The sequence below is a fragment of the Streptomyces sp. NPDC048420 genome, from assembly GCF_040651535.1.
In the GTDB taxonomy this organism is placed as follows: domain Bacteria; phylum Actinomycetota; class Actinomycetes; order Streptomycetales; family Streptomycetaceae; genus Streptomyces.
In genome coordinates this window covers 167,898-192,764 of the sequence record NZ_JBEZKG010000016.1, presented here as the reverse complement: position 1 = coordinate 192,764, position 24,867 = coordinate 167,898, and the positions used below count along the sequence as shown (strand labels likewise).

Sequence of the window (24,867 nt, the reverse complement as noted above, 5' to 3'; positions counted from 1 at the left end):
CCATGTGTCAGCACCCATCCACTGAAGAAGAAGGCTGCGAAGTGCGTACGTACAGCCCTAAGCCCGGCGATGTGACTCGCCAGTGGCACGTCATCGACGCTCAGGACATCGTCCTGGGCCGTCTTGCCACCACCGCGGCGTCCCTCCTGCGGGGCAAGCACAAGCCGATCTACGCCCCTCACGTCGACACCGGTGACTTCGTCATCATCATCAACGCCGACAAGGTGCACCTCTCCGGCAACAAGCGGACCCAGAAGATGGCGTACCGCCACTCCGGCTACCCGGGTGGTCTGCGCTCCGTCCGCTACGACGAGCTCCTCGACAAGAACCCCGAGAAGGCCATCGAGAAGGCCGTCAAGGGCATGCTCCCCAAGAACACCCTCGGCCGTCAGATGCTCACCAAGCTGAAGGTCTACAAGGGTGACGTGCACCCGCACGCTGCGCAGCAGCCGGTGCCGTTCGAGATCACCCAGGTCGCGCAGTAGTTCCGGCCACACCCCCTAAGACAGAAAAGAAATCTGAGGAGCATCGTGGCCGAGACCACCGCTGAGCAGCCGGTCGAAGAGACCGAGACCGAGCTCGTCGACATCGACAGCTACACCACCGAGTCCGAGGTCCCCGTCGAGGGCGAGTACACCTCGGAGTCCCTCGCCGGCCGCTTCGGCGACCCGCAGCCGGCCGCCGGCCTGGGCCGTCGCAAGAACGCCATCGCCCGCGTCCGGATCGTCCCGGGCACCGGCAAGTGGAAGATCAACGGTCGCACCCTTGAGGACTACTTCCCCAACAAGGTGCACCAGCAGGAAGTCAACGAGCCCTTCAAGGTGCTCGAGCTCGACGGTCGCTACGACGTCATCGCCCGCATCGCGGGTGGCGGTGTCTCCGGTCAGGCCGGTGCGCTCCGTCTCGGTGTCGCCCGCGCGCTGAACGAGGCCGACGTGGACAACAACCGCGGCGCCCTGAAGAAGGCCGGCTTCCTCCGTCGCGACGACCGTGCGGTCGAGCGTAAGAAGGCCGGTCTCAAGAAGGCCCGCAAGGCCCCGCAGTACAGCAAGCGTTAAGCTTCGCTGCCTGCTCGTACTCGCACGTCAGCAGTACGTCCGACGTACGTCCGAACGCCCCGGCGGCACGCCACAGTGCCGCCGGGGCGTTCGTTTATCACAGCCTTAGGCGTATAACGGCACAAGGCGCTCAAAGGCTCGTGTGATCGGATGATCTCCGTAACTGATGCTTCCTCAGGAGGACAAGTGGGACGACTCTTCGGCACGGACGGCGTGCGCGGTGTCGCCAACGCGGATCTGACGGCCGAGATGGCGCTCGGTCTGTCGGTCGCGGCGGCGCACGTGCTGGCCGAGGCGGGTACGTTCCAGGGCCACCGGCCGACGGCGGTGGTCGGACGGGACCCGCGCGCGTCCGGGGAGTTCCTGGAGGCCGCCGTGGTCGCGGGCCTCGCGAGCGCCGGCGTGGACGTCCTGCGCGTCGGAGTGCTGCCCACGCCCGCGGTGGCGTATCTCACGGGTGTGCTCGGCGCCGACCTCGGCGTCATGCTCTCCGCCAGCCACAACGCCATGCCGGACAACGGCATCAAGTTCCTCGCGCGCGGCGGGCACAAGCTCGACGACGAGCTGGAGGAGCGGATCGAGGCGGTCTTCGAGGAGCACCGGCGCGGTGAGCCGTGGGAGCGGCCGACCGGCGGCGGTGTCGGCCGGGTCCGTGAGTACACCGAGGGTTTCGACAAGTACGTGGCGCACCTGATCGCCGTACTGCCGAACCGGCTCGACGGGCTGAAGATCGTCCTCGACGAGGCGCACGGCGCCGCTGCCCGGGTGTCGCCGGAGGCGTTCTCGCGGGCCGGGGCCGAGGTGATCACCATCGGTGCCCAGCCGGACGGGCTCAACATCAACGACGGGTGCGGCTCCACGCACCTCGGGCTGCTGAAAGCCGCCGTCGTCGAGCACGGGGCGGACTTCGGCATCGCGCACGACGGGGACGCGGACCGGTGTCTCGCCGTCGACCACGCCGGTGAGGAGGTGGACGGCGACCAGATCATGGCCGTGCTGGCGCTGGCGATGAAGGACCGGGGCGCGCTGCGGGCCGATACCGTGGTGGCCACCGTCATGTCCAACCTCGGGTTCAAGCTGGCGCTCGAGCGGGAGGGGCTCCGCCTCGTCCAGACCGCCGTCGGGGACCGGTATGTGCTGGAGGAGATGAAGGAGCACGGGTACGCCCTGGGTGGTGAGCAGTCCGGGCATGTGATCATCCTCGATCACGCGACCACGGGTGACGGGACGTTGACCGGGCTGATGCTGGCGGCGCGGGTGGCGTCCAGTGGGCGATCGTTGCGGGAACTGGCCGCTGTGATGGAGCGGTTGCCGCAGGTTCTGATCAACGTGCCTGATGTGGACCGGGGGCGGGTGTCGACGTCTGCGGAGCTGGCGGCGGCGGTTGCTGATGCCGAGCGTGAACTCGGTTCCACCGGGCGGGTGTTGTTGCGGCCTTCCGGGACCGAGCCGTTGGTTCGGGTGATGGTCGAGGCCGCGGATATTGATCAGGCTCGGTCTGTGGCGGGGCGGCTTGCGGATGCGGTGAAGTCGGCGCTCGGCTGATTTCCGGGTTCGGGGTGGGGGGCTGTGGTTTGCGGGCCGGCGGTTCGTTGTGGCTGGTCGCGCCCACGCGGCGGAGCCGCACATCGGACAGAGCCCGTCGCCCCTAGGTTCGTTTCCAGAGCCACTTTTGAACGAGCAGCGTAAGAGTGCTTGCCATCACGATGCCCAGCAGGTTCAGCAGGAGCTGGTTCGTCGAGCCGACTGTTTGGCTCGTGTCGCCGTAGGCCAGGGCCACCGCTGCGTTGGCTGCCGCCGGGACCGTGGTGACCGAGATCGCCACGCCCACCAGGGCGCCGGACTTCGACGAGGTCAGGGAGAGGGTGCCCGCGATGCCCGCCAGGACCGCCACGACGAAGGAGAACGCGTCCGGGGCGTAGACGAAGGCGGTGTTGGGGCGGTCGCCCTCCAGGTCGGACTTGTGGAAGAGGTCCAGGGCGTCCATGAACCAGGTGAAGCCGACCGTCACCGCCATCGCCACCGCGAAACCCGCCAGCAGCGCGATCAGCGAGCGCAGCGCCAGGCGCGGGTGGCGTTGGACGATCGCCGTGCTGAAGGCGGCCAGGGGGCCGAACTCCGGGCCCACCGCCATCGCGCCCACGATCAGGATCGCGTTGTCCAGCACCACACCGCAGGCCGCGATCATCGTGGCCAGCGTGATGAAGGCGAGGTAGGTGATGGAGAGCGTCGACTCCTCGTGCGTCGCGTCCGTCAGGTGCTCCCACAGGACCGCGTCCGCGCCCTCGCCGGGTGCCTCGTCCTCGGCCTTGTCGGCGCGCTTGGAGAGCGACAGGTCGATGTTCTCGACGGCGATGGAGCCGGTCTTGTCGAGGTCCAACTTCCGCAGGGCGCCGATGAGTTCGTCGCCCGCCTCGCGGGCCACGTCACACATGACGACATCGCCGGCGGGGTTGCGCGCGGCGCCCGGCATCACCACGAGGTGCGTGGTGCCGACCGTCTTCTCGATGAGGCGGACCACGTCGTCGGTCTTGTCGGCCGGGGTGATCAGGCGCAGATGCAGCATGACGCCTTTCTAACAGGCGCCGGTGCTCAGAGCTTACGGAGGCTGAGTTTGCGCACCTTGTGGTCCTGGCCCTTGCGGATGACCAGGGTGGCGCGGCCGCGGGTGGGGGCGATGTTCTCGACCAGGTTGGGTTTGTTGATGGTGCGCCAGAGGGTGCGGGCGTAGTCGAGGGCCTCCTCCTCCGACACCTGGGTGTACTTCCTGAAGTACGACTCGGGGTTCTGGAAGGCGGTCGCGCGGAGCTTGCGGAAACGGTTCAGGTACCAGCGCTCGATGTCCTCGGCGCTTGCGTCGACGTACACGCTGAAGTCGAAGTAGTCGGCGAGACCGACGCGGGTGCGGCCGTCGGTGCCGGGGAGGGCGGGCTGCAGGACGTTCAGGCCCTCGACGATCAGGATGTCGGGGCGGCGCACGGTCAGCCGCTGGTCCGGGACGATGTCGTAGATCAGGTGGGAGTAGACGGGGGCGGTGACCTCGTCCTTGCCCGCCTTGATGTCGGCGACGAAACGGGTCAGCGCCCGGCGGTCGTACGACTCCGGGAAGCCCTTGCGCGACATGAGCCCGCGGGCCTGAAGCTCCCGGGTGGGCAGCAGGAAACCGTCCGTCGTCACCAGCTCGACGCGCGGGTGCTCGGGCCAGCGGGAGAGCAGGGCCTGGAGGAGACGGGCGACGGTGGACTTGCCCACGGCGACCGATCCCGCGACCCCTATGACGAAGGGGGTGCCCGACTGGGAGCCCTTCTCGCCCAGGAAGGTGTTCAGGGCGCCTCTGAGGCCGTCCGTGGCACCGACGTAGAGGTTGAGGAGGCGGGAGAGCGGGAGGTAGATGTCCCGCACCTCGTCGAGGTCGATGACGTCACCGAGGCCGCGCAGCTTCTCGACCTCGTCGGCGGTGAGGGGGAGCGGTGTCTTGTCGCGCAGCGCACTCCACTCGGCTCGGGTGAGGTCGACGTAGGGAGTCGCCTCCGGCTTGTGCCGGTGGGCGCTCCGGGGCATCGGGGAGACCGGAGAGATCACAGTCCATTGTTAACGGAGTTTGAACGGGGTGGGGGGTGGGGTGCGTCACGCGGGGTGCGGTCGCGGTTTTCGTCAGGTGAAGTCGGCGTAGGCGAGGTGGGTTGTGCAGTGGTGGCAGCGGAAGAGGTACGCGGTGGGCTGGTCGTCCTTGTCGAGGGAGGCGAGGAAGTCCTCGAACCGGTCGTGCGGCCACTGCCGGCGGAGCCGGTCGACGGCTTCCGGATACTTCTCAAGCTCCTTTGCGCCCGCCCGGCCCAGGAACTCTGCGCCGTCACCGCAGTGCGTCAGCCAGTACGGGGACTGCCAGGCGAGGAATCCCGGTGTGCGCCGCAGGATCGCGGTCACGACATCTTCCGGTACGTCCCCCTCGATGCCGTCGGCGAAGGTGGCGTCGTAGCGCTCGGCGGCCTTGCCGAAGGCGATGCAGTACGGGCAGATGCCGCTGTCCGGGGCGTCGGCGGCGTAGACGGGGCCGGTGTAGACCCAGCCGCGTTCCTGCCCGCAGCACACGCAGGGATCGTCGGAGGTGGTGACGGAGCCAGTGGTGACGGGGTTGGGGTGGTAGGGGAACTGGGGGAGGACCGGGCGTCGGCGGGGCTCTGGCTGCGGGGAGATCAGGAGCTGGATCGCCTGGCCGGTCAGGGCCTCGGGGGCCACGACAATCGCTTCCGCGCGCAAGCTCTCCGGGAGGTGTCTGCGGTCGGCCTCGCGCGTGAGGATCATCGGGCAGTCGTGCGGCATGACGCCCGCGCCGGTTCTTCGGGCGAGTGCGGCCACGTGATCGAGGATCCGGCCAGGGGAGAAGCGGTTGAACGTGAGGCCGAGGGCGTCGCCGTAGACCTCGGACCCGCTGCCGTCCTCGGCTTCGAGATCCCAGGACTCCGGGAGCCCGGTGGGCGGCAGTCCGCCCACGGTGAGGGGGCCGAGGACGTCGCGTATCGCGGTTTCGTCCATGGGGGCGGGTTGTTCGTCGATGAAACGCCAGAGGTACATGCCGTAGCTCATGTGGTCCCGTCCAATGCGGCCGGTGCACGCACCGGCGCTTTCGGACGAGGGGCCGGATCTGCCGGCCGTCGTCCCGGAAGGCCTCGTCCATCCTGGCTGTCCATCATCCCTGGAAGGGGAGCCGCGTCCCGCAGCGAGGGCACGACACCGAGTCCGGGCCGGCGCCGTTGACGAAGACCGGGGCGTCGCTGCGGTCCGCCTCGATGCCTTCACCCGCTGCCGGAATTTCCGATTTCGGGCACGAAGTGCCGTGTTCCGGCGCTCCTCGCCCCCTAGGCTGCCGCGCATGTGCGGAATCGTGGGATACGTGGGGTCGCAGTCGGCGCTCGATGTCGTGATGGCCGGGCTGAAGCGGCTGGAGTACCGGGGGTACGACTCGGCAGGCGTCGCCGTGCTGGCGGACGGTGGGCTGGCGGCGGCCAAGAAGGCCGGGAAGCTGGTCAATCTGGAGAAGGAGCTGGTCGATCGGCCGCTGCCGTCGGGGGCCACCGGCATCGGGCACACGCGGTGGGCCACGCACGGCGGGCCGACGGATGCCAACGCGCATCCGCACCTGGACAACGCCGGTCGTGTGTCGGTCGTCCACAACGGGATCATCGAGAACTTCGCCGCTCTGCGGGCCGAGTTGGAGGAGCGGGGGCACACGCTCGCCTCCGAGACCGACACCGAGGTGGTGGCCCATCTGCTGGCCGAGGAGTTCTCTTCCTGTACGGACCTCGCGGAGGCCATGCGGCTGGTGTGCCGACGGTTGGAGGGTGCGTTCACGCTGGTGGCCGTCCATGCCGACGAGCCGGACGTGGTCGTCGGCGCGCGCCGCAACTCGCCGCTCGTGGTCGGCGTGGGGGAGGGCGAGGCCTTCCTCGCCTCCGACGTCGCCGCGTTCATCGCCCACACGCGCTCGGCGATCGAGCTCGGCCAGGACCAGGTCGTGGAGCTGCGCAGGGACGGCGTGACCGTCACCGGCTTCGACGGCCGCCCCGCCGATGTCCACTCGTTCCACATCGACTGGGACGCCTCCGCCGCCGAGAAGGGCGGCTACGACTACTTCATGCTCAAGGAGATCGCCGAGCAGCCGAAGGCGGTCGCCGACACGTTGTTGGGGCGCATCGACGCGGGCGGCTCCCTCACGCTGGACGAGGTGCGGATCAGCGCCGCCGAACTGCGGGAGGTCGACAAGGTCGTCATCGTCGCCTGCGGTACGGCCTTCCACGCGGGGATGATCGCCAAGTACGCCATCGAGCACTGGACCCGGATTCCGTGTGAGGTGGAGCTGGCCAGTGAATTCCGGTACCGGGATCCGATCCTCGGGGCGCGGTCCCTCGTGATCGCCATCTCCCAGTCCGGCGAGACCATGGACACGCTCATGGCGCTACGGCACGCCCGTGAGCAGGGTTCCAAGGTGCTGGCGATCTGCAACACCAACGGGTCGACGATCCCCCGGGAGTCGGACGCGGTGCTGTACACACACGCCGGGCCCGAGGTCGCCGTAGCGTCGACGAAGGCGTTCCTGACGCAGCTCGTGGCGTGTTACCTGGTGGCGCTGTATCTGGGGCAGGTGCGCGGGACCAAGTGGGGGGACGAGATTGGGGCCGTCATCCGGGATCTGTCGCAGATCTCGGGTGAGGTCGAGCGGGTGTTGGAGACGATGGAGCCGGTGCGGGCGCTGGCGCGGTCGCTGGCCTCGAAGGACACCGTGCTGTTCCTCGGGCGGCACGTCGGCTATCCGGTCGCGCTGGAGGGCGCGCTGAAGCTGAAGGAACTCGCCTATATGCACGCCGAGGGCTTCGCGGCGGGGGAGTTGAAGCACGGGCCGATCGCGCTGATCGAGGAGGATCTGCCGGTCGTGGTGGTCGTGCCCTCGCCGCGGGGGCGGTCGGTGATCCACGACAAGATCGTGTCCAACATCCAGGAGATCCGGGCCCGGGGCGCGCGGACGATCGTGATCGCGGAGGAGGGGGACGAGGCGGTGGTGCCGTACGCCGACCATCTGATCCGGATCCCGGCCACACCGACGCTGCTCCAGCCGCTGGTGGCGACTGTGCCGTTGCAGGTGTTCGCGTGTGAGCTGGCGACGGCTCGCGGGAACGAGGTGGACCAGCCTCGGAACCTGGCGAAGTCGGTGACGGTGGAGTAGTCGGCTGCCTGGTCCGGTAGAGGTTGCGGGCGGCGCGGATCAGCCAGAACTCCAGCGTGACTCCGGCGGTCGTGGGGAAGGCTGTCCCCGGCTCGTGGATCCTGTTGACGACGAGGGTGGTCAGCAGCGGGGGCCACAGGGTGGCCGGCACGGCCACGCGGACGAAGGGGCCCGTCACGCGCTCGCCCGGCTTCCGATCCGCGGTCTGCTTCCGGCCGTTGGTGGGGGTCCGCGGGTGGGCGGCCGATCGCTCCCGTGGCGGGGGGATCGCCTCCGCCGGACGGGCCGGAAGCGGGCCACATGAAAGGGCGTGGGACGCGGGCCCCGAACCTCCTGAGCCGCCGGGGGAGTTGGACCTGCCGTGGGAGGCGGAGGAGGGGAGGGGCTGGCGTTGGTGAAGGCGTGTGCCGACCTGTGGGGGTGGCAGCCGTTGGTCAGGCACGGCAACCGGGGGGAGTACGTGTGGTGCGAGCTGGCTGCGGCCTGACCGGTAAGTCGGCGGCGGGAGCCGTCGTCTCGTCCGGGTCGTGCCGGTCGTCGTATTGGATCTGGTCGATCCGCCACCCCCAACCGGCCGGCGTCCGGATCCCCCCTCCGCTCGGCCGTTCCGGCAGTCTCGCTCACCGTCCCGGAGGAGCTATCCGCCGACCGTGGATTCCTGCCTTTTCCCTCATTGTGCGTTCCGGTCAGGGCCACGCCATGTGATGGACCGCTCTGTAGCGGTCATCGGCATACTCTCGAAAACTACCGGCCCAGGATAGAAGACGGAGCTGTCGGGGCCAAACATGTCTTCTCCGAGTAGATACCTGTAGAGCCACTCGGAGAATGAGATGCGGTATTCATGGAAATCCTGCTCGTCGCCGTCACATGCGAGGATCGCCCATTCGCCCGACTTCGCATCGACCACACCGAATACGTACTCGCCGCGATCGGTGCCGACCAGTGGGATGAGGCCGATAGGTCCACCGAACCGGGGGCCGTCGGGGAAACCGGGACACTCTGCGTCCGTCAGATCGCTGTGCGAAAACGCATCGACCGTCTCGCGCATCCACCGGCCCAGGTTCCATCGCTCGGTGGACGGATGGTGGAGGAAGAGGTGGTAGTTGAGCTGCACCGGAGCGTAGTCGGCGACCAGCTGCTTGTAGTCGCCGGGTAGCTGGACTCCCAGTTCAACTTCCACATCTTCCCAGGCCGCCTCCGGAGTGGGAGTGGTTCCGGCCGGCCCCAGCATTCTGATCACGGAGTCGGTGAAATTGTGCGACATCGCCATCCTCGGAGTTCATTCAGGGCAGTTGCTGGATCCTGTGGTCCGTCCACCGGACGGCATCTGATGAACCACGCAGTGCTTCGCAACACCTGTGGTCAAGTCTGCGTAATTGTACTCGATCTTGGTGGGTATTCCTGAGTTTGTATTTCCGTAATGCGGATTGATGTACAGGGCTACCTTGTGCCCGCTCTCGAGTGATTCGCGGATATCGCCTTCCACTCCGTCCCTGATGTAAGGGCTATTTGTGTTCCGGTATTGCGCTACGAGGTTGCGAAGATCCTTTCCGTCGCCGCCCGCCAACTTTGGCTGAAGGTGACCGTTGTTCGGCGCGTGACCCTGGCTGCGGATTTCCTCGTATCCCGGCGGGCGCTTGCTGCCTGTACCCGTGCCGGGTCCCGGGTGCTTCTTCGTAGTCAGGTCCTGCTGGTCCACGATTCCGAAGATACCTGTGGCGCGGCACTCTTCCTGCTTGCTGAAGTTGTCGTAATAGCGCTCGCGCGGCATATACGTAACGTGTCCGGTCGGACTCGTACCGGGGCCGTCATCACACTTGTTGTCGTTGCGCGTTCGCCATTTGTTGCCACCGCCCGGCTCGTCCGAAGGGTCGGGTAGCGGATAGAGGTCCTTCCCGTGAGTCACGGTCGGCATGAAGATCGCGACGGCCGCCAGATCGAGCATGGCCTGTGCCGTGACCGTCGCGGTGGTGCCCAGTCCCGCGACCCAGATCGCGTCGCTGAAGTCTATGAGCGGCTTGGGCCGGGTGGGTGCGGGAATGGGGGTCTTGCCGTTGTTGGGGTTCTGGTCGATCGGGGGCTTCGGCGGCTTGGTCGGTCTGGCCGTGCACGTTCCGCTGCACCTGTTGTAGACGACCGAGCCGGTACCACCGCCCCCGCTGTAGGTGAGGCCGCCGCCGCCACCGCCGTAGTGGTAGGGCGAGCTCCCGCTTCCGCCGCACTGCTGCGCCCAGGAGTGGGTGTCACAGAACAGAGAATTTGCGTCCTCGTGATACCAGGTCAGGTAGCAGTGGTCGCCGTATCCCCAGCAGTCGTCCCCGATGCTGTCGCTTCCTCCCATGAAGGCGGTGTAGAAGGCCTTGATGGGCGTGGGTTGCAGCAGGAACGACGCGACGTTGAGGTAGTCCGATGCGCCCCAGTCGTTCCAGTCGTGGCCGTTGGGGTCGACCCGTGTCAGAGGGCTTCCACCGCCGTATACGTACCGGTTGGCACCCGAGGACGGAGCAGGATCCAATTGCCACGTATCCCGCGACCCGAAGGACCCCGTCCCCGGCTGGTACCAGCGAGCCGCCATGTTGACGTCGCCGTTGGCCGGGTCGGTCCAGCCGGACTGGTAGCCGATGGCCGGGGTGGTGCCGTTGGTGGCGGACTCCTTGCCGAAGGGGTCGTAGGCCGTCGAGCCGGTGACCTGCTTGCCGTCAGGCGTGAGGCCGGCGACCAGGTCCGTGTGCTGGTCGGTCACGGCCCACTGCTTGGTCGTACCGTCCGACAGGGACAGCAGCGAGCCGTCAGGAGCCCGGTTGTAGCTGGTCGCACCGTCACCCGCGAGGTTGTTGGAGCCACCGTCATAGGTGAACGTCGTCGAGCCGCGGGTCTGGACCCGGTCCACGGAGTCGTACGTGTACGTCGATCCGCCGTCGGTGATCTTCCGCTCGAACGCGTCGAAGGTCAGGGACCGCACCGTGCCGGTGTCCACCGAGGAGAGTGTTCCGCGGGCCGTGTACGTGTACTTCGTCGTGCCGTCGGTCAGTTGGCGGTTGCGGGCGTCGAAGGTGGCCGTCGTCGAGCCGGCCTTCGTGCGGTTGCCGGCCGCGTCCCATCCGTAGGACACCGAGGTGCCGTCCTTCGTCCACGACGTCAGGCGGTTCGCGTAGTCGTAGCCGTAGGTGTTGTCGCCCGCCCCGGCCGTGCCCGTCGTCTTCTTCGACGTCAGGTTGTCGTCCAGGTCGTAGCCGTACGTCGTCGAGGCGGCGGTGGACGACCCGTCGGGGGTGGTGACCGTGTCGGTGTTCGGACGGCCCAACGCGTCATAGGTGTAGACGCGTTTCGCCGTGGCCGTGTACGACGTGGTGCCCTCGGGCTTCGACGCGTACTGCTCGAGGCGCGGGCGTCCGGCGGCGTCGAAGTCGTACCAGATCTGGTTGTTCGTGATGGGGTCCTGGACCCAGTCGATGCGGCCGGAACCGTCGTAGCCGTAGTAGGCGGTGCCCGCCGTGGTCTTGCGGGCCGTCATGTTGCCGTCGGCGTTGTAGCTGTAGCCGGCAGTGCCGCCGGGGCCCGCGGCGGTCAGCAGCTGGCCGCGGTCGTTGTAGGTGTATGTGTTCTCGGTGACTCCGTCGGCCGTGCCGGTCGCGGTGAGGCGGCCGGCGAGGTCGTAGGAGAGAGTGCGGGCCGTGGTCGTCGCCTCCGCGCCCGTTCCCGTCTCACCCACCAAGCGACCCAGACCGTCGAATGTGCGCTCGCGCTTCACCCCACCCGGGAGCAGCTCCGCGACCGACTGCCCGGCCTGGTCGTAGACCGTCGTCCAGGTGCGGTCCGCCGCGTTCGGGTGGGCCGTGGTGGAGGGTTCGATCGTCGACTCGGGCAGACCCCAGTTGTTGAAGGTGTAGACGGTCTTGTTGCCGCGGCCGTCGGTGAGGCGGGTCTGGTTGCCGGCCGCGTCGTAGCCGAACGACGTGGTGATCGAGTCGCTCGCGGAGACCGGTTCGACCTGGGAGGTCATCCGGCCCAGCGCGTCGTACGCGTACGTCGTGCGCGCCTTGGTCTGTGCCGAGACCACGGCCGTCCGGTTGCCGTCCGCGTCGAACTCGGCGGAAGCCGTGCGCAGTGCGGCGGTGCCCGTGCCGTAGTCGGTGGTCGCCGTGACATTGCCGAGGGCGTCGTACGCCACCGTCGTGCGGCGGTTCGTCCCGTCTGTTGTCTCCGTCCGGCGGCCGAGGCCGTCGTAGACGTACTTGGTCGTGCCGGCCGGTTCGGCCGCCGTCAGGGGCTCGCCCGCCGGGTTGTAGGTGGCTGATGTGGAGATTCCGGACGGGGTTTTCGAGGCGGTCTGGTTACTAGCGTCGTCCCAGGTGTAGCGGCTGACCAGGTTCGTCGTGGCCGGGTAGCGCTCGATCGTCGTAGCGGTGAGTTGGCGGCCCAGTTCGTCGTACGTCGCCTCGGTGCGCGCGCCCGTCGGGTCGGTGGCCGAGAGCTGGAGGCCGGTCGGCGTCCACGTGTAGGCCGTGACTCCGCCGCCACTCGCGTCGGCGAAGGACTCCGTCGTCGGGTCGGTGTCCGGTGCCAGGGCCGCCGCGAGGGTGTCGGCCACTGGATCCGTCTTGCTGATGACCTGGCCGAACTGGTCGTACGCGTAGGTCGTGGCGCGGCCCAGCGGGTCCGTCACCGTCTGTGGGAGACCGAGCGGGGTGTACGTGGTGTGCGTCGTCGCCGTCAGAGCCGTCGTGGCGCCCGGCGGCGTGTAGTCGGGCAGGGCCACCGCCGTCGTACGGCCGAGGCGGTCGACCTCGGTACGCGACACCTTGCCGCGGGCGTCCTTGGCGTCGGTGGTCTCGCCGAAGGTGTTGTAGCCGGTCAGCGTGGTCGGCTTGGCCGTGGTGGCCGTGGCGCCGTTCTCCTCCACCTGGACCGCCGGAGACGTCTGCTGGACCAGGCGGCCCAGGGCGTCGTAGCGGTAGGACGTGGTGTACGCCGAAGCGTCGGCGCCCGTGACATTGCCGCGCGGGCTGACCTTGGTCAGGGGCAGACCCCGGTCGTCGTAGGTGCCGGAGGTCGTGTGCGTGCTGGTGCCGTCCGTGGTCGTCTGCCTGGTGACATTGCCTGCGGCGTCGTAGTCCGAGGAGACGGTCAGCTTCTTGCTGCCGTCACTGGTGATCGACTGCGTCTGCTGCTTCACCCGGTCGTCGGCGTCGTAGGTGAAGGTGCTGGTGCGGTTGAGGCCGGCCGGGTCCAGGACGCTCGTGGTCGTACGGCCCAGCGCGTCGACCGTGAAGGTCTGCGTGCTTCTGCCGCCGCCGGTGACCTGCTGGGTCGGATGGCCCGCCGGGTCGTAGGTGGTCGCCTCCAGGACGATGTCGTGGCGGGTGCCGTCGGACTGCGTGACCTGCTTGGCCGTTGTCGTGGCCGCGAGACCGTCGTCGTAGTAGGTGTACGCCGTCGTCGCGCCCATCGCGTCCGTGGTGGACGCGAGGCGGCCCGCCGGGTCGTAGGCGTTGGAGACGACCGTCAGGTCCCGGACCGTGCCCGAGGGGTCGCCGGTCCAGTCGTCGAGGACCGTCGTGGCGTGCTGGCCGCGAGCCGTGTAGGTGTACGTGAAGTGCGTGCCCGCCGGATCCGTCGTGCCACGGACGCGGCCGAACTCGTCGTGCTCGAACGTGGTCGTGTTCTGCTCGGCGTCCGTGACGGTGTCGTTCAGACCGTTGGCGTTGTAGTGGTAGGCCGTCGTGCGCGCGGTGTCGCCGCCGGTGGTGTCCGCGGTCGACTCGGACAGCAGGTTGCCGTCCTCGTCGTAGGCACGGGTGATCTTCGCCGTGTGAGTGGTGCCGGTGATCTCGTTCTTCACCCCCGCACCGGTCTCGGTGACGACGTGGGACGCCTTGTCGTAGCCGTACGACGTCGTCACACCGCTCGGGAAGGTGTCGGAGACCTGCTTCTCGGAGATCTTCCGGCCCAGGCCGTCGTAGGTGTACGACGTGACCAGCCCGGACGGGGAGGTCACCTCGGCGAGGTCGCCGTTGGAGTAGTAGCGGTTCTTGGTGACCGCGCCGGCGAAGGTGATCTGCGAGGCGACGAGGCCCGCCGGGACGGTGCCACCGCCGACGGCGGCCTCGGTGCCCGCGGTGTAGTTGGTGTACGCAGTGCTGCTGTCCGGTCGGACCGTCGATGTGGGCAGGCCCAGCGTGTTGTAGGTGTATGCGGTGCGATAGCGGTCGTCCCGGAAATCGCTGGAGCGCTGGTCCCGGTACGTCAACCGCTTGTCGTTGCGCAGGTCGAGCGGGTCGCTCGCGTTGAGGTGGTACGAGGCGAAGCTCGTCCAGCACGAGTCGGCGTCCCGGCACGTCGTCGTCGACACGACGTTGCCGCGGGCGTCATGGCCGGTGACGGCGGAGTGCCCGTTGGGGTCGGTGACCGTGTGCAGGTTGCCGACCGTGTCGTAGGAGTACGAGGTGACCGCGCCCGTGGCGTCCTTGCGGGCGACGGCACGCTGGCCGCGCAGGGCGTCGTAGCTGGTGGTGCTGGTGCGCTGCTGCGGGTCGGTGACCGTCACGGTCGAGGTCAGGCCGGAGTCGGCGGCCTCGGCCTGCGCCCGGTAGTGGGCGGAGACCTGGTCGGCGGTCAACGCCTCGCGGTACAGGGCCGCTTCGTCGATCTGGCCGTTCAGGTAGTAGGTGCCCTCGTCGAGGCCCATCCAGCCGACGCTGCCGTAGCCGCCGCCGAGGTAGGCGTACGTCCGGGACTGGTCGACCATCGTGCCCGCGAGTTCGCCGACGCTGACGCCGTCCAGGTAGAGGGTCTGCTTGGACTCGTCGGCGGTCAGGACGACGTGGTGCCACTCGCCGTCGGTGACGGTCTGGGGGGAGACGATCGGGGTCGCGCCCGTGACGCCGGTGAGGTAGAACTCGCCGCGCAGCTTGCCGGAGCCGTCGATGTTCAGCACCGGACGCCAGGACGTCGGGGTCTGTCCGACGGGCGCGTTCTGGAAGCCCATCAGAACGGCCTTCGGACTGGACGTGCGGAACCATATCTCCGCGGACAGTTCGAGAGCCGAGGCGGGGATCGAGCCGGGTATCTCGACGGTGCCGCCGCCGCTGAGCTTGACGGCACGGTCGTCACCGGGGCCGAAGACGCCGGTCTGGTCCACCGCCGAGGCGCCGGCCGAGTCCGGGCGGAAGGTGGCCTTCTTTCCGGGGCCGCCGACCTCGCTGCTCAACGCGGTGCCCTCGGCCTCGCCCAGCCGCCAGTACGCGGCGGGCCCGTCGGCGATCGCGACACCGTCGTACTGCTCGCCGCGGCCCGTGACCAGGCTGCGGCGGGCCTGGATGTGCTGGGTGGGGGTGTCGGTCTGGCCCGCGCTCGCACGGACGTACTTCCAGGCGGAGCCGGAGTACTGGAAGGTCACCAACGCCTTGTCGTAGAAGGCGACTTCGTCGATCTGGCCGGTGAAGTTGCGGTAGCCGGCGTCCTGGCCGTCCCAACCGACGGAGGAGTAGCCGCCACCGACGAGGACATGGGAGTAGCGGCTGGTGCCGACGCCTGTGGCCGTGCTGCTCTGGAACTCGCCGTCGACGAACAGGGCCTGCATGCCCTCGTTGCCGGTCAGCAGGACGTGGTGCCACTTGTCGTCGGTGACGGCCTGCTGGGAGATCAGGCTCGTCGCGGCCGCCGAGAACCTGCCGCGCAGCTTGCCCGCGGAGTCGACCAGCAGCATGGGCCGCCAGCCGGCGGTCGGCGTGTCACCGAAGTCGATGTCCTGGTTGGCGACCAGGACGCCCTGGGTGGCGGTCTTGAACCACAGCTCCAGAGACATGGCCGTGGCGGTGCCGAGCGTCTCGACGGGCACCTCGACCGCGCCGTCGCCGGTGAAGCTCGCCGCCGTGTCGTCGCCGTCGGCGAAGATGCCCGCACTGCCCGGGCGGACCCCGTCCAGGTAGCTGCCCGAGTAGTCGTCGCCGAGCGGGCTGACGGCCTCGGCGCCGCCGCGCTCGCCCAGGCGCCAGTAGCCGGTCGGGCCGCTGCGCTGGACGGTGTCCGCGTAGGAGGACGAGGACGTCGAGTAGCCGGGCGCGGACACCTTCCAGGTGCCGCCGTTGTCGTCGGTGTGCTCGGTCAGCCGGCCGCTGACGCCGTCGTAGGCGGCGGTGGCGTGCACCCGGCCCGAGGACAGGGTGATCTTCGTCAGTCGGCCGATGGAGGTGCGGGCCGCGTAGTGCTCGCCGATGGTGGCGGGGTCCAGGGTGCGGTCGTAGAAGGCGACCTCGTCCATCTGGCCCTTGAAGCGGTACTCGCCGGCCGTCAGGTTCATCCAGCTGGGGCTCGCGTAACCCGCGCCGAGGTAGGCGTAGCCCTGGGACTGTTCGGTCAGGACGCCGTCCAGGGTGCCGACCTTCGCGCCGTCCAGATAGAGGGTCTGGGTGTTGACGGCGGCGGTCAGGACGACGTGGTGCCACTTGTCGTCGGTGACGGTCTGGGTGGAGACGATCGGCGTGGCGGCGGGATTGCCGGTGAGGTAGAACTCGCCGCGCAGCTTGCCGGAGCCGTCGATGTTCAGTACGGGCCGCCACTGGGTGGGCTTCTCACCCAGCTCGGTGTTCTGGAAGCCGACCAGGACCCCGGAGGCCGTGGTCGTCCTGAACCACAGCTCGATGGTCGGGGCGGCGGCCGTCTTCAGGGTGTCCGCGGGGAGTTCGACCATCGAGTCGACACCGTCGAAACCGACGGAGGTGTCCGTGGTGCCGGCGATCGCGGAGCCCGTACCCAGCTGGGTGTCGCGGTGGACGGCGTCGTTGAGCCCGGTGCGCGAGACGGCCTCGCTCGCGGCGGTGGAGCCCTCGGTGTCGCCCAGCCGCCAGTAGGACGTGGGGGCGGCGTCGAGGACACCACTGCGGTAGACCGAGCCGGTGGCGTACTCGTACACCGTGCACTTGGTGGTCGAGGTCGGCGGGCACACCTTGGTGAGCTGGTCGCCGCTGTAGGTGTACGTCCAGGTCAGGCCCGGGGTGCTCGCGTCGACGGCGCTGGTGGTGACGCCGGTGACGTGGGTCCCGGTCCAGGCGAAGGACAGCGAGCGGCCCGAGAGGTCGTCGGTCACCTTCTTGACCGGGCCGCCGGCCGCGGTCTCACGGGTGAGGGTCTGGCTGCGACCGGCCGCGTCCGTGATCTTGGTGAGCGCACCGGTGGACAGGAAGCGGTAGGTGGCGCCGGAACGTTCCCGCAGCACCCACTCGGTGGACTGCTTCGCCAGGGTGAGCGAACCGCCGGACGGGCCGGTGTAGGTGCCGTCGGCGTTCTTGCCGAACCGCACCTGCGAACCGTCGGACAGCGTCACGAGGACCGACGCCGTCGCCGTCTCCTCACGCAGCTGCATGTCCCAGCGCGTGGACCAGCCGGTGCCGAACGCACCGCCGGTGCGCGGGTCGAGGGAGTTGTAGGTGCGGGCGAGGGACAGCTCCGGTCCTACGGTGGTCAGCGCCGCGTCGGTCGCCGCGGTGACGTAGTTGCCCTCGCGGGCGCCGATCTCCCCGCCCGCGTCCGCGCCACCGAGGTGACTGGTCACGGCCGGCTGCGGCACCTGCGTGGTCAGCAGCGCCGCGCCCGGACGGGTGGAGGCCGCGGAACCGTCGTACACGTAGCCGTACCAGGCGTACGACTTGTCCCACGACAGCCAGCCGGAGGGCACCGCCCACTGCTGCTCGCTGGTCTTGGCACCGGTCTTGCAGTTCTTGCGCAGGTTGCTGCCCGCGACTTCGCAGACCTCGAAGTAGTACTGCAGCGCGGCCTTCGGATAGCGGTCGGCGTCCGAGCCCTTCGCCCACAGGGTCGGCGTGAGGGTGTTGACGGTGACGCCGCTGCCGGGGGACTCGGCGGTGAGTTGGGGTGGGATGTTGACGGAGGAGAGCTTGACGGACGGGCCGGGTACGCCCGCGTCGGTGAAGCGGCTGACACCGGCCTCCGTCATCGTCCACTGGACGGTGTACGTGGCCGGCGTGAGCGGTGCGATCTTCGCGTCCAGGGTCACGCTCTCGCCGGGCGAGATGGCCTGGGGCATCTTCGTCCAGCGGATCTTCGAGCTGTCGGTGATCTCGTCGCCGTCCGCGTCGAACAGGTTGTACCGCAGCTGGTAGTCGCCGCCGGCGGGCCAGGTCTCCTGGCCCTGATTGGTGACGGTGACCTCCTCCACACCCTCGGTGGTGGCGGTCACCGGGGCGGTGAAGTCACCGAGCTTGTAGGCGGCGCCGTACTTGGTCCAGGTGACGTCCAGGCTGGGCTTGCCGTTCGGGTAGTCGTCGGAGCCGAACTGCTTCCATCCCTTGGAGTCGGTGGAGGACGCCTTCACCGCCAGGCCGTAGTTCTTCTTCCGGCCGTGCGTCCAGTCGTCGACCAGCTTGCGACCGGCCGAGCCCAGCTTGATGGTCGACCAGGCCGGGCCACAGGACCAGGTCTCCGTCCCGGACGGTCGCCAGCCGTGCGCGAAGCTCTTCGACGCGAGGGACGAGCCGGTCGATGGTCCGGGCCACTTCGATGTCGTCGACTCCGCCCAGTTGGAAGTGATCGGGTGCACTGTGACCGGACGCGCGGTGCACGACTGCGACCAGGTGTTGTACAGGGCGAGGTTGGCGCCCAGCACCCAGGCGTTCTTGAGGCTGCTCTCCACCCCGGTGAAGCGCAGGAAAGCCGCCGCCTTGTGGCTTCCGCCGTCGTACGTGCCGACCTTCAACACGGTGTCCGAGGCGAAGTTCTGGCTGTACGGGTACTCGACGTAGGTGCCGGAGGTCGCGTCGACGGACTTCACGGAGGGGTCGACGCGTACGGGGAACACCCGGTCCGGCGCGCTGAGCCACTGCTTGTCGAGCTTGACGACCAGGATCTGTCGGCCGGCCTCCTCGGCCAGGCTGTAGGTGACCCCGGAGGAGATCACACCCTCGTTGGAGCCGGGCGCGATGTTGGAGTCCTGCATCCAGCCGGCGGGGGTCCAGGCGCGGACGGTGCCGTCGGCGTCGACGAAGGTGACGTTGCCGTGGTCGTCGATTCCTGCCGTCAGCCCGGCCAGCTCCAGGGGGAACCGCCACTCGGTGGGCGCGTCGGCGTCCTTGAGGACCAAGGTCTCCTTGACGGAGTCACTGCCCGCGACGAACTCCACGTCGGAGTACGGGCGTACGTCCTCGTAGGTCAGCGTGCTGCCTTCGGCCTGGCCCGGGGCGGCAGTCGCCTCGGTCACGCCGTAGCCGACCGACACGTTCTCGTCCACTGCCATGCGGACGACCGGATCGGCATCTGCGGTCCCGGCGAACTCGATCTGCGACTCGGTCGATGCGGTCTCCCAGCCGTCCTCACCGGCGCTCATCGTGCTCGGCCCGGCGTCGTCCCGGGGGACCAGCGTGTTGTCGATCGGCTTCCAGGAGCCGTCTTCGGCCTGGAAGTTGACGGGCTCGTTGTAGTAGCGGGTGGTGTAGGTGCCGTCCGGGTTGAGGTAGGTGCGCTCCTGTGCGGTGCGCTTGCTCTTGAGCTCCTTGCTGCGCTTGGAGTCGAAGCCCTGCGGTGTGGTGACACCCGGAGAGGAGACCTTCCGGACTGCACCCGGCTCGGGGGGCTTCGCCGTACTGGGCAGCCTGGTGACGCTGTCGGTCCGCTCGGCGGGCAGCTCTCCGCGACCGGTCAGCGCGCCGTCACGGCCGCCCTTGGCGGTGGCGTCCGTCGCGTCCGCGGACGTGGAGTGGCTTCGGCCGGCGGCGGAACCCCAGCGCTGGTCCGGGGCTGCCGCGGAGTTGGCGGCCGCCGAGAGATCCAGAGCCGAAACGCCCTGTTCGGTCCCGGCCAGCACGGCCAGCACGAAGGCGACAGCAACACCAAGTGGACGTGCCGGACGCACGGGACCCCCCACGCTTGTAGAACAAGAATGGGGAGAGTTTTAAGTGATCTTTATATGTGTGCACAAGTAGTCCACATGGTTTCCTCAATGTGGAGTGATGATGATCACGGAGTATTTGCTGGCAAACGGCTGACTTTCGGGCGGCGTTCGTGCCCGTGACGGCGACCGCGGACGCCGTCACGACAGACACCCCGGGCAAGACCCCAGCCCGACAGGACCTGTTCGCCGGCGGATCGTAAAGTGCCCGGATGAGCATCATCGGGGTCGGTATCGACGTTGCCGAGATCGAGCGGTTCGCGGCGTCGCTGGAGCGTACGCCGGGGATGGCCCGGCGGTTGTTCCTGGACAGCGAGTTGACGCTGCCCAGCGGGGAGCGGCGAGGGGTCGCCTCGCTCGCCGCCCGCTTCGCCGCGAAAGAGGCACTCGCCAAGGCGCTCGGCGCTCCGGCCGGGCTCCACTGGACCGATGCCGAGGTCTACGTGGAGGACAGCGGGCAGCCCCGCCTGCGGGTCACCGGGACGGTGGCCGCCCGCGCCGCCGAACTGGGCGTGCAGTCCTGGCACGTGTCGCTCAGCCATGACGCGGGGGTGGCGTCGGCCGTGGTGATCGCGGAGGGATGACCACCGCCGCGCCGGCTCTCACGCGGCCTGGTCCCACTCCGTGTGGATGCCCTTCTCGGTCAGCGGATCGCGACCGCCGCCGGCCGACTTCTCGCGAGCGCGCAGCGCGGCCCAGGCGGCGGCTGACGCGCAGGTGAGGTACCAGGGCAGCGGCCAGACGGTGTGCCACCAGCCGGTATGCGGCGAGACGGTGATGTCGACGGCGGCCGTCGCCAGAGCGGCGGCCAGGCTCCAGCACAGCAGGCGCCCGGCCCAACGGACGGCCGGGCCGAGAGGCCGGCGGGGTCTGTCCGGATCGGTCATCGCGGGAACGTCCTCCACGGGATGGTCGACGGCCGCGGCCGCGGCCATGGATGCGGCTGCGTTCGCGAAACGCCCTCAGTGTGCGTTTTGTGAAGCGTTCCGCACAGGGGTGGGATGGGGCGGCCGTGACGTCTGAGACGACCTCAGGTCCGGGCATATGCCCACAAGTACGTGATGGTGCCTGGTGAGCGCTTACGTGTCAGATGGGGAACGGGGCTGAATCTGGCCGAAAGTGACCAGGTCAGACCTCGTGTCCTCGTCTGACCTGGCCGAGATTGCGCTTTCGGACAACTGTACTGCCCTCTCGGCGGCCGGAACTGATCGTTCCTCGCCCCTGCGTGTGCCGACGAGGTGTTTTCGTCCCGGTATGCCGGACCAAAGAGGTGGGGCTGATTCCGGCCCGTATGCCAAGGACGGTCAGGGGCACGGCGGGCCACGTTGTGTGGACCTTGTGACAACTTGTGCGTCCCCGGTGACCGTTGGGGTCGCTGGTCCTGACTTCCTGTGGGGGGAAGCTGATGCATTCGCGTGCCGCACGCACGCCGTCTCGGCGTGCCCGGAGATCACACAGAACCGCCCTCACCGCTGCCGTCGCCACGGCCGCGCTGCTCATCGCCGCCGCCCCCGGCCTCGCGGCAACGCCCAAGCCCGAACTGCCCGAGCCCGAGAGCCCGTGGACGAAGCCGACGAAGGTCGAGGTACCGGCCACCCCGGCAGGCACAACCAAGGCCCCGGCCTCCAGGGCGGAGACCACCCCGCCCGCCGAGGTCATCGCCTGGCGCTCGGCGCAGAAGGCCCGTACGGCCGGCAGGACCAACAGCACGGCCCGGACCACTGTTGCCGCCGACATACCTTCCTACGTGCCCGAAGGGCAGGGCCAGGTCCCCTGGCACCGCCTCCTCGACACCCGCCTCAGCGACTCCCTGGTCGCCCGCACGAACCTCTCCAACGGCAACCTGATGCTGGCGGCCACCGACTTCGACATCGCGGGCGTGGGCCAGAAACTCCAGCTCACCCGGACGTACAACAGCCTGGAAGCCCCCTGGGGCAAGGTCTCCCAGCGCTGGTGGCAGGGCTATGAGCGCTACCTCCAGGTCAACGACGGTGAGGTGGACGTCTTCGACGCCACCGGCGACACGCTGCGCTTCACGGAGACCGGCACCGGCGGCTACACCACCCCGACCGGCTACTCCAAGGACCTGAAGAAGAACGCCGACGGCACCTACACCCTCACCGACCGCAAGTCCGGCAGCCGGGACACCTACGACGCGAACGGCACCCTCACCAAGGTCACGGACAAGAACCACGGCACGATCACCGTCGACCAGCACGACGAGAGCGGCGAGCACAAGGGCTTCAAGCTGACCGAGACCCGCTCGGGCCGCTGGATCGACCTGGTCAAGACGTATCCGAACCAGTGGCAGGCCAAGGACCACACCGGCCGCACCGCGGTCTTCGATCTCGACTCCGCCGGCTATCCGGCCAAGGTGACCGACACGGCCGGCAAGCCCACCGAATACACCTACGACGGTGACGGCCGGGTCATCAAGGTCATCACCGCGGAGGGCACCACCACCGTCTTCACCTACGACGACCACAACCGCGTCACCTCCATGCTGCGCGCGACCGAGTCCACCAGCAGTGGCCACACCGGCCCGACCTGGCGCCTCGACTACTCGGCCGCCACCCCGAAGGACGCGGGCACCACCACGGTCACCGACCCCGACGGCGACCAGACCCTCTACACGCACAACGCGGACGGCGAGGTCACCAAGGTCACCGACCCGCTCCAGCACTCCCGCCACAGCACGTACGTCAACCACCTGGTGCAGACCGCCACGGACGCGATGGGCACCGGCGCGGACGGCACCGGCGGCAACACCACCACCTACGGCTGGGACACCCGCAACAACGCCACCTCCGCCAAGCTCCCGCTGGGCGCGACCGCCTCGGTGACGGCGTACCAGACCGTCGCGGGCACCGATCTGCCCAACGACTTCACCAGCGCCGACGGCCGCAAGGACAGCTTCAAGTACGACACCAACGGCAACACCATGTCGGTGACGACCTCCGGCACCGCGGGCGCCACCCGTGAGTACACGTACAACAAGGCCACCCCCACGTGCGGCGGCTTCGAGGGCCAGCGCTGCACCGGCAAGGACGGCAACGGCAAGGTCACCTCTTTCACCTACGACACCGAGGGCAACCTGAAGAAGGTCACCCCGCCCGCGCCGCTGGGTGAGACGACGTACACCTACGACGGGCTGGGCCGGGTGGAGACGGCCACCGACGGCCGCGGCATCAAGTCGGTCTACGTCTACGACCCCCGCGACCGGGTGAAGACGGTCTCCTCGACGAACTCCACGGTCACGTACGACTACGACGGCGACGGCAACCTGAAGGTCCGCACCGACGCCTCCGGCACCACGCGGTGGGACTACGACAAGCTGAACCGGGAGAAGGTCCGCACCCTGCAGAGCGGTGCGCAGACCGCGCTCGCCTACACCCCGGGCGGCGACGTCGACTACTACACCGACCCCACCGGCAGGACCGACTACACCTGGGACAAGGCCGGCCGCCTGGACTACCTGACCGACCCGGCCGGCAAGAAGACCGACTTCGACCACGACAGCAACGACAAGCGCACCAAGACCGTCTACCCCGGCGGCACCACCCAGTCCGTCGGCATCGACAAGAACGGCCGCCCCCAGACCGTCAGGACGACCTCCGGCACGACCACCCTGGTCGACCTGACCTACAGCTACGCCAACGCCGGCAAGGACACCACCAAGATCCGCACCCGCACCGACAACCTCACCAAGTACAGGACCAGTTACACCTACGACTCCCAGGACCGCCTGTCCTACGCCCTGGAAGCCGACTCGGCCGGCACCCGCAAAGCGTCCTGGCTGTACTGCTTCGACAAGGCCGGCAACCTCACCTCCCAGGACGGCACCGCCGCCACCTGCCCCGGCAGCGCGGTCTTCACCTACAACGACGCCTCCCAGCTGACCGGCCAGACCGGCTCGGCGACGCCGTGGTCGTACGACAAGCTCGGCAACGAGACCGCCGGCGGACGCGTGGCTGCCTCCGCGCGCACAAAGGAAACCTGGACGGACCACAGCCAGCTGTCCAACATCGCGGTCGGCGGCACGAACTACGACCTGGTCCACGCGGGCACCGACAACTCGGAGCGCACGAAGCTGGGTTCGACCTGGTTCCACCACACCGCGCTCGGCCTCGCGTCCACGACCACCGACGGCGTCGACACCGGATTCATCCGCGAACCGGCGGGCACGTTGAACTCCATGACGACTGGGGGGAAGTCCTCCTACTACCTCACCGACGGCACCGGCAACGTCCTCGGTCTGGTCGACGACGCGGGCAAGCGCACGCACACGTACGCCTACGGCCCGACGGGTCTGCCCCGCGGCACCGCCACCGAGGCCGTACCCCAGCCGTTCCGCTACAGCGGCGCCTACCTCGACCCCACGGGCCTGTACAAGATGGGGGCCCGCTACTACGACCCCCAGATCGGCCGCTTCACCCAGCCCGATCCCTCCGGGCAGGAGAAGAACGCGTACCTGTACGCGGGCGGTGACTTCATCAACAACAGCGACCCCACCGGGCTGTTCAGCTTCTCCGACCTACTCGACAAGGGCAGCGATGTTTTCGGTGTGGTCACGGGTTGCGTGGCGGGAGTTACAGCTGCGGCCGAGACCGGAGTCATCGCATATTCCGCCACGGTCGGCGGCGTGGTCGGCGCGGGGGTCGGCAGTGCGGTAGGTGCTGGTGCTGCCGTGGTCGGCAGCTGCGCGCTTGGCGGCGTCGCGGGGTACTACGGTGCGGACATCCTCACTTACGGATAACGCGTAAAGAAACATGCGGAGGGGTGGAATGCGCCGGAAGGATGCATCGATGGACGACGCAATAAAAGGAGTGCGAACCTTCTCTGCGATCCTGGTGATAGGAGGCGTATGCGCGTGCATTGCGGGAACCGTCACCGGCGATGCTGTGCCGATCGTACTCGGAGTGATCGCGGCAGTCAGCGGAGTGGTTCTGGCGGTCTTCGCCTTTCTGGGACATCGGAAAACTCGCTCGTGAAAGCGTGCAGGATCTGATCCTAAGAATTCGGCGCGGTAAATGAGGTGGAGGGGGCTGTTCCATGCGGCAGGCGTGGCGGGTTGAGGCCTACAAGGGTCTGGGCGGAGTTCCCACCTGGGTGGTCGTCGCGATCATCGTGGTCGTCGTGGTCTGGATGCTGGTGACCGCCGCCCGTCGCAACCGCTCCAAGTGACG

The 24,867-nt window shown here is 68.5% G+C and carries 13 protein-coding genes and 1 pseudogene; 8 read left to right on the top strand and 6 right to left on the bottom strand.

The genetic code is table 11. The annotated features are described in order from the left end of the window. The first annotated feature begins 41 nt into the window (after positions 1–41). The 3 genes from rplM to glmM all read left to right on the top strand — a co-directional run bounded on the left by rplM (position 42) and on the right by glmM (position 2,603). Entirely contained in the window at positions 42–485 is a 444-nt protein-coding gene (gene rplM, locus AB0D34_RS29635) for a 50S ribosomal protein L13 (RefSeq protein ID WP_362666743.1), read from the top strand. A 45-nt stretch (positions 486–530) separates the two neighbouring features. Next, on the top strand, positions 531–1,058 hold the full coding sequence (gene rpsI / locus AB0D34_RS29630) for a 30S ribosomal protein S9 (RefSeq protein WP_362666740.1): 528 nt from the start codon (positions 531–533) through the stop codon (positions 1,056–1,058). A gap of 186 nt (positions 1,059–1,244) precedes the next feature. Continuing rightward, complete coding sequence (gene glmM / locus AB0D34_RS29625) at positions 1,245–2,603, top strand: phosphoglucosamine mutase (RefSeq protein ID WP_362666738.1); 1,359 nt, start codon at positions 1,245–1,247, stop codon at positions 2,601–2,603. A gap of 103 nt (positions 2,604–2,706) precedes the next feature. Here the strand turns inward: glmM and AB0D34_RS29620 are convergent, their stop codons facing one another. The 3 genes from AB0D34_RS29620 to AB0D34_RS29610 all read right to left on the bottom strand — a co-directional run bounded on the left by AB0D34_RS29620 (position 2,707) and on the right by AB0D34_RS29610 (position 5,645). Beyond that, a complete protein-coding gene (locus AB0D34_RS29620; protein ID WP_362666736.1) occupies positions 2,707–3,624 on the bottom strand; it encodes a DUF389 domain-containing protein in 918 nt (305 codons plus the stop codon). A 26-nt stretch (positions 3,625–3,650) separates the two neighbouring features. Then, the gene (coaA, locus tag AB0D34_RS29615; protein WP_362666734.1) at positions 3,651–4,619 is read right to left on the bottom strand and encodes a type I pantothenate kinase; all 969 of its coding nucleotides are present in this window, start codon (positions 4,617–4,619) and stop codon (positions 3,651–3,653) included. A 93-nt stretch (positions 4,620–4,712) separates the two neighbouring features. Then, positions 4,713–5,645, bottom strand: coding sequence for a CbrC family protein (locus tag AB0D34_RS29610; protein ID WP_362666731.1), 933 nt, complete (start codon positions 5,643–5,645; stop codon positions 4,713–4,715). 286 nt (positions 5,646–5,931) lie between these two features. Between AB0D34_RS29610 and glmS the strand changes: the two genes are divergently transcribed. Continuing rightward, positions 5,932–7,779: a glutamine--fructose-6-phosphate transaminase (isomerizing) gene (gene glmS / locus AB0D34_RS29605; RefSeq protein ID WP_362666728.1), complete on the top strand. Its 1,848-nt coding sequence runs from the start codon at positions 5,932–5,934 to the stop codon at positions 7,777–7,779. Positions 7,780–8,087: 308 nt separating this feature from the next. Then, positions 8,088–8,266: pseudogene (locus AB0D34_RS29600) on the top strand (ATP-binding protein); the annotation flags it as partial. Between the two features lie 183 nt (positions 8,267–8,449). Here AB0D34_RS29600 and AB0D34_RS29595 read toward each other — a convergent pair. Together AB0D34_RS29595 and AB0D34_RS29590 are read right to left on the bottom strand one after the other, a co-directional pair. Further along, a complete protein-coding gene (locus tag AB0D34_RS29595) occupies positions 8,450–9,049 on the bottom strand; it encodes an SMI1/KNR4 family protein (RefSeq protein WP_362666725.1) in 600 nt (199 codons plus the stop codon). 9 nt (positions 9,050–9,058) lie between these two features. Beyond that, on the bottom strand, positions 9,059–19,597 hold the full coding sequence (locus AB0D34_RS29590) for a LamG-like jellyroll fold domain-containing protein (RefSeq protein WP_362666828.1): 10,539 nt from the start codon (positions 19,595–19,597) through the stop codon (positions 9,059–9,061). 296 nt (positions 19,598–19,893) lie between these two features. Here AB0D34_RS29590 and AB0D34_RS29585 point away from each other — a divergent pair, with 296 nt between their 5' ends. Then, entirely contained in the window at positions 19,894–20,265 is a 372-nt protein-coding gene (locus AB0D34_RS29585; protein ID WP_362666723.1) for a holo-ACP synthase, read from the top strand. An 18-nt stretch (positions 20,266–20,283) separates the two neighbouring features. Here AB0D34_RS29585 and AB0D34_RS29580 read toward each other — a convergent pair whose 3' ends face one another. Next, positions 20,284–20,616 carry a hypothetical protein gene (locus tag AB0D34_RS29580; RefSeq protein WP_362666721.1) on the bottom strand — a complete coding sequence of 111 codons (333 nt, stop codon included), beginning with the start codon at positions 20,614–20,616 and terminating at the stop codon, positions 20,284–20,286. A gap of 470 nt (positions 20,617–21,086) precedes the next feature. Between AB0D34_RS29580 and AB0D34_RS29575 the strand changes: the two genes are divergently transcribed. After that, on the top strand, positions 21,087–24,437 hold the full coding sequence (locus AB0D34_RS29575) for an RHS repeat-associated core domain-containing protein (RefSeq protein ID WP_362666719.1): 3,351 nt from the start codon (positions 21,087–21,089) through the stop codon (positions 24,435–24,437). 296 nt (positions 24,438–24,733) lie between these two features. Beyond that, complete coding sequence (locus AB0D34_RS29570; protein WP_362666716.1) at positions 24,734–24,865, top strand: hypothetical protein; 132 nt, start codon at positions 24,734–24,736, stop codon at positions 24,863–24,865. The last annotated feature ends 2 nt before the right edge of the window (positions 24,866–24,867 follow it).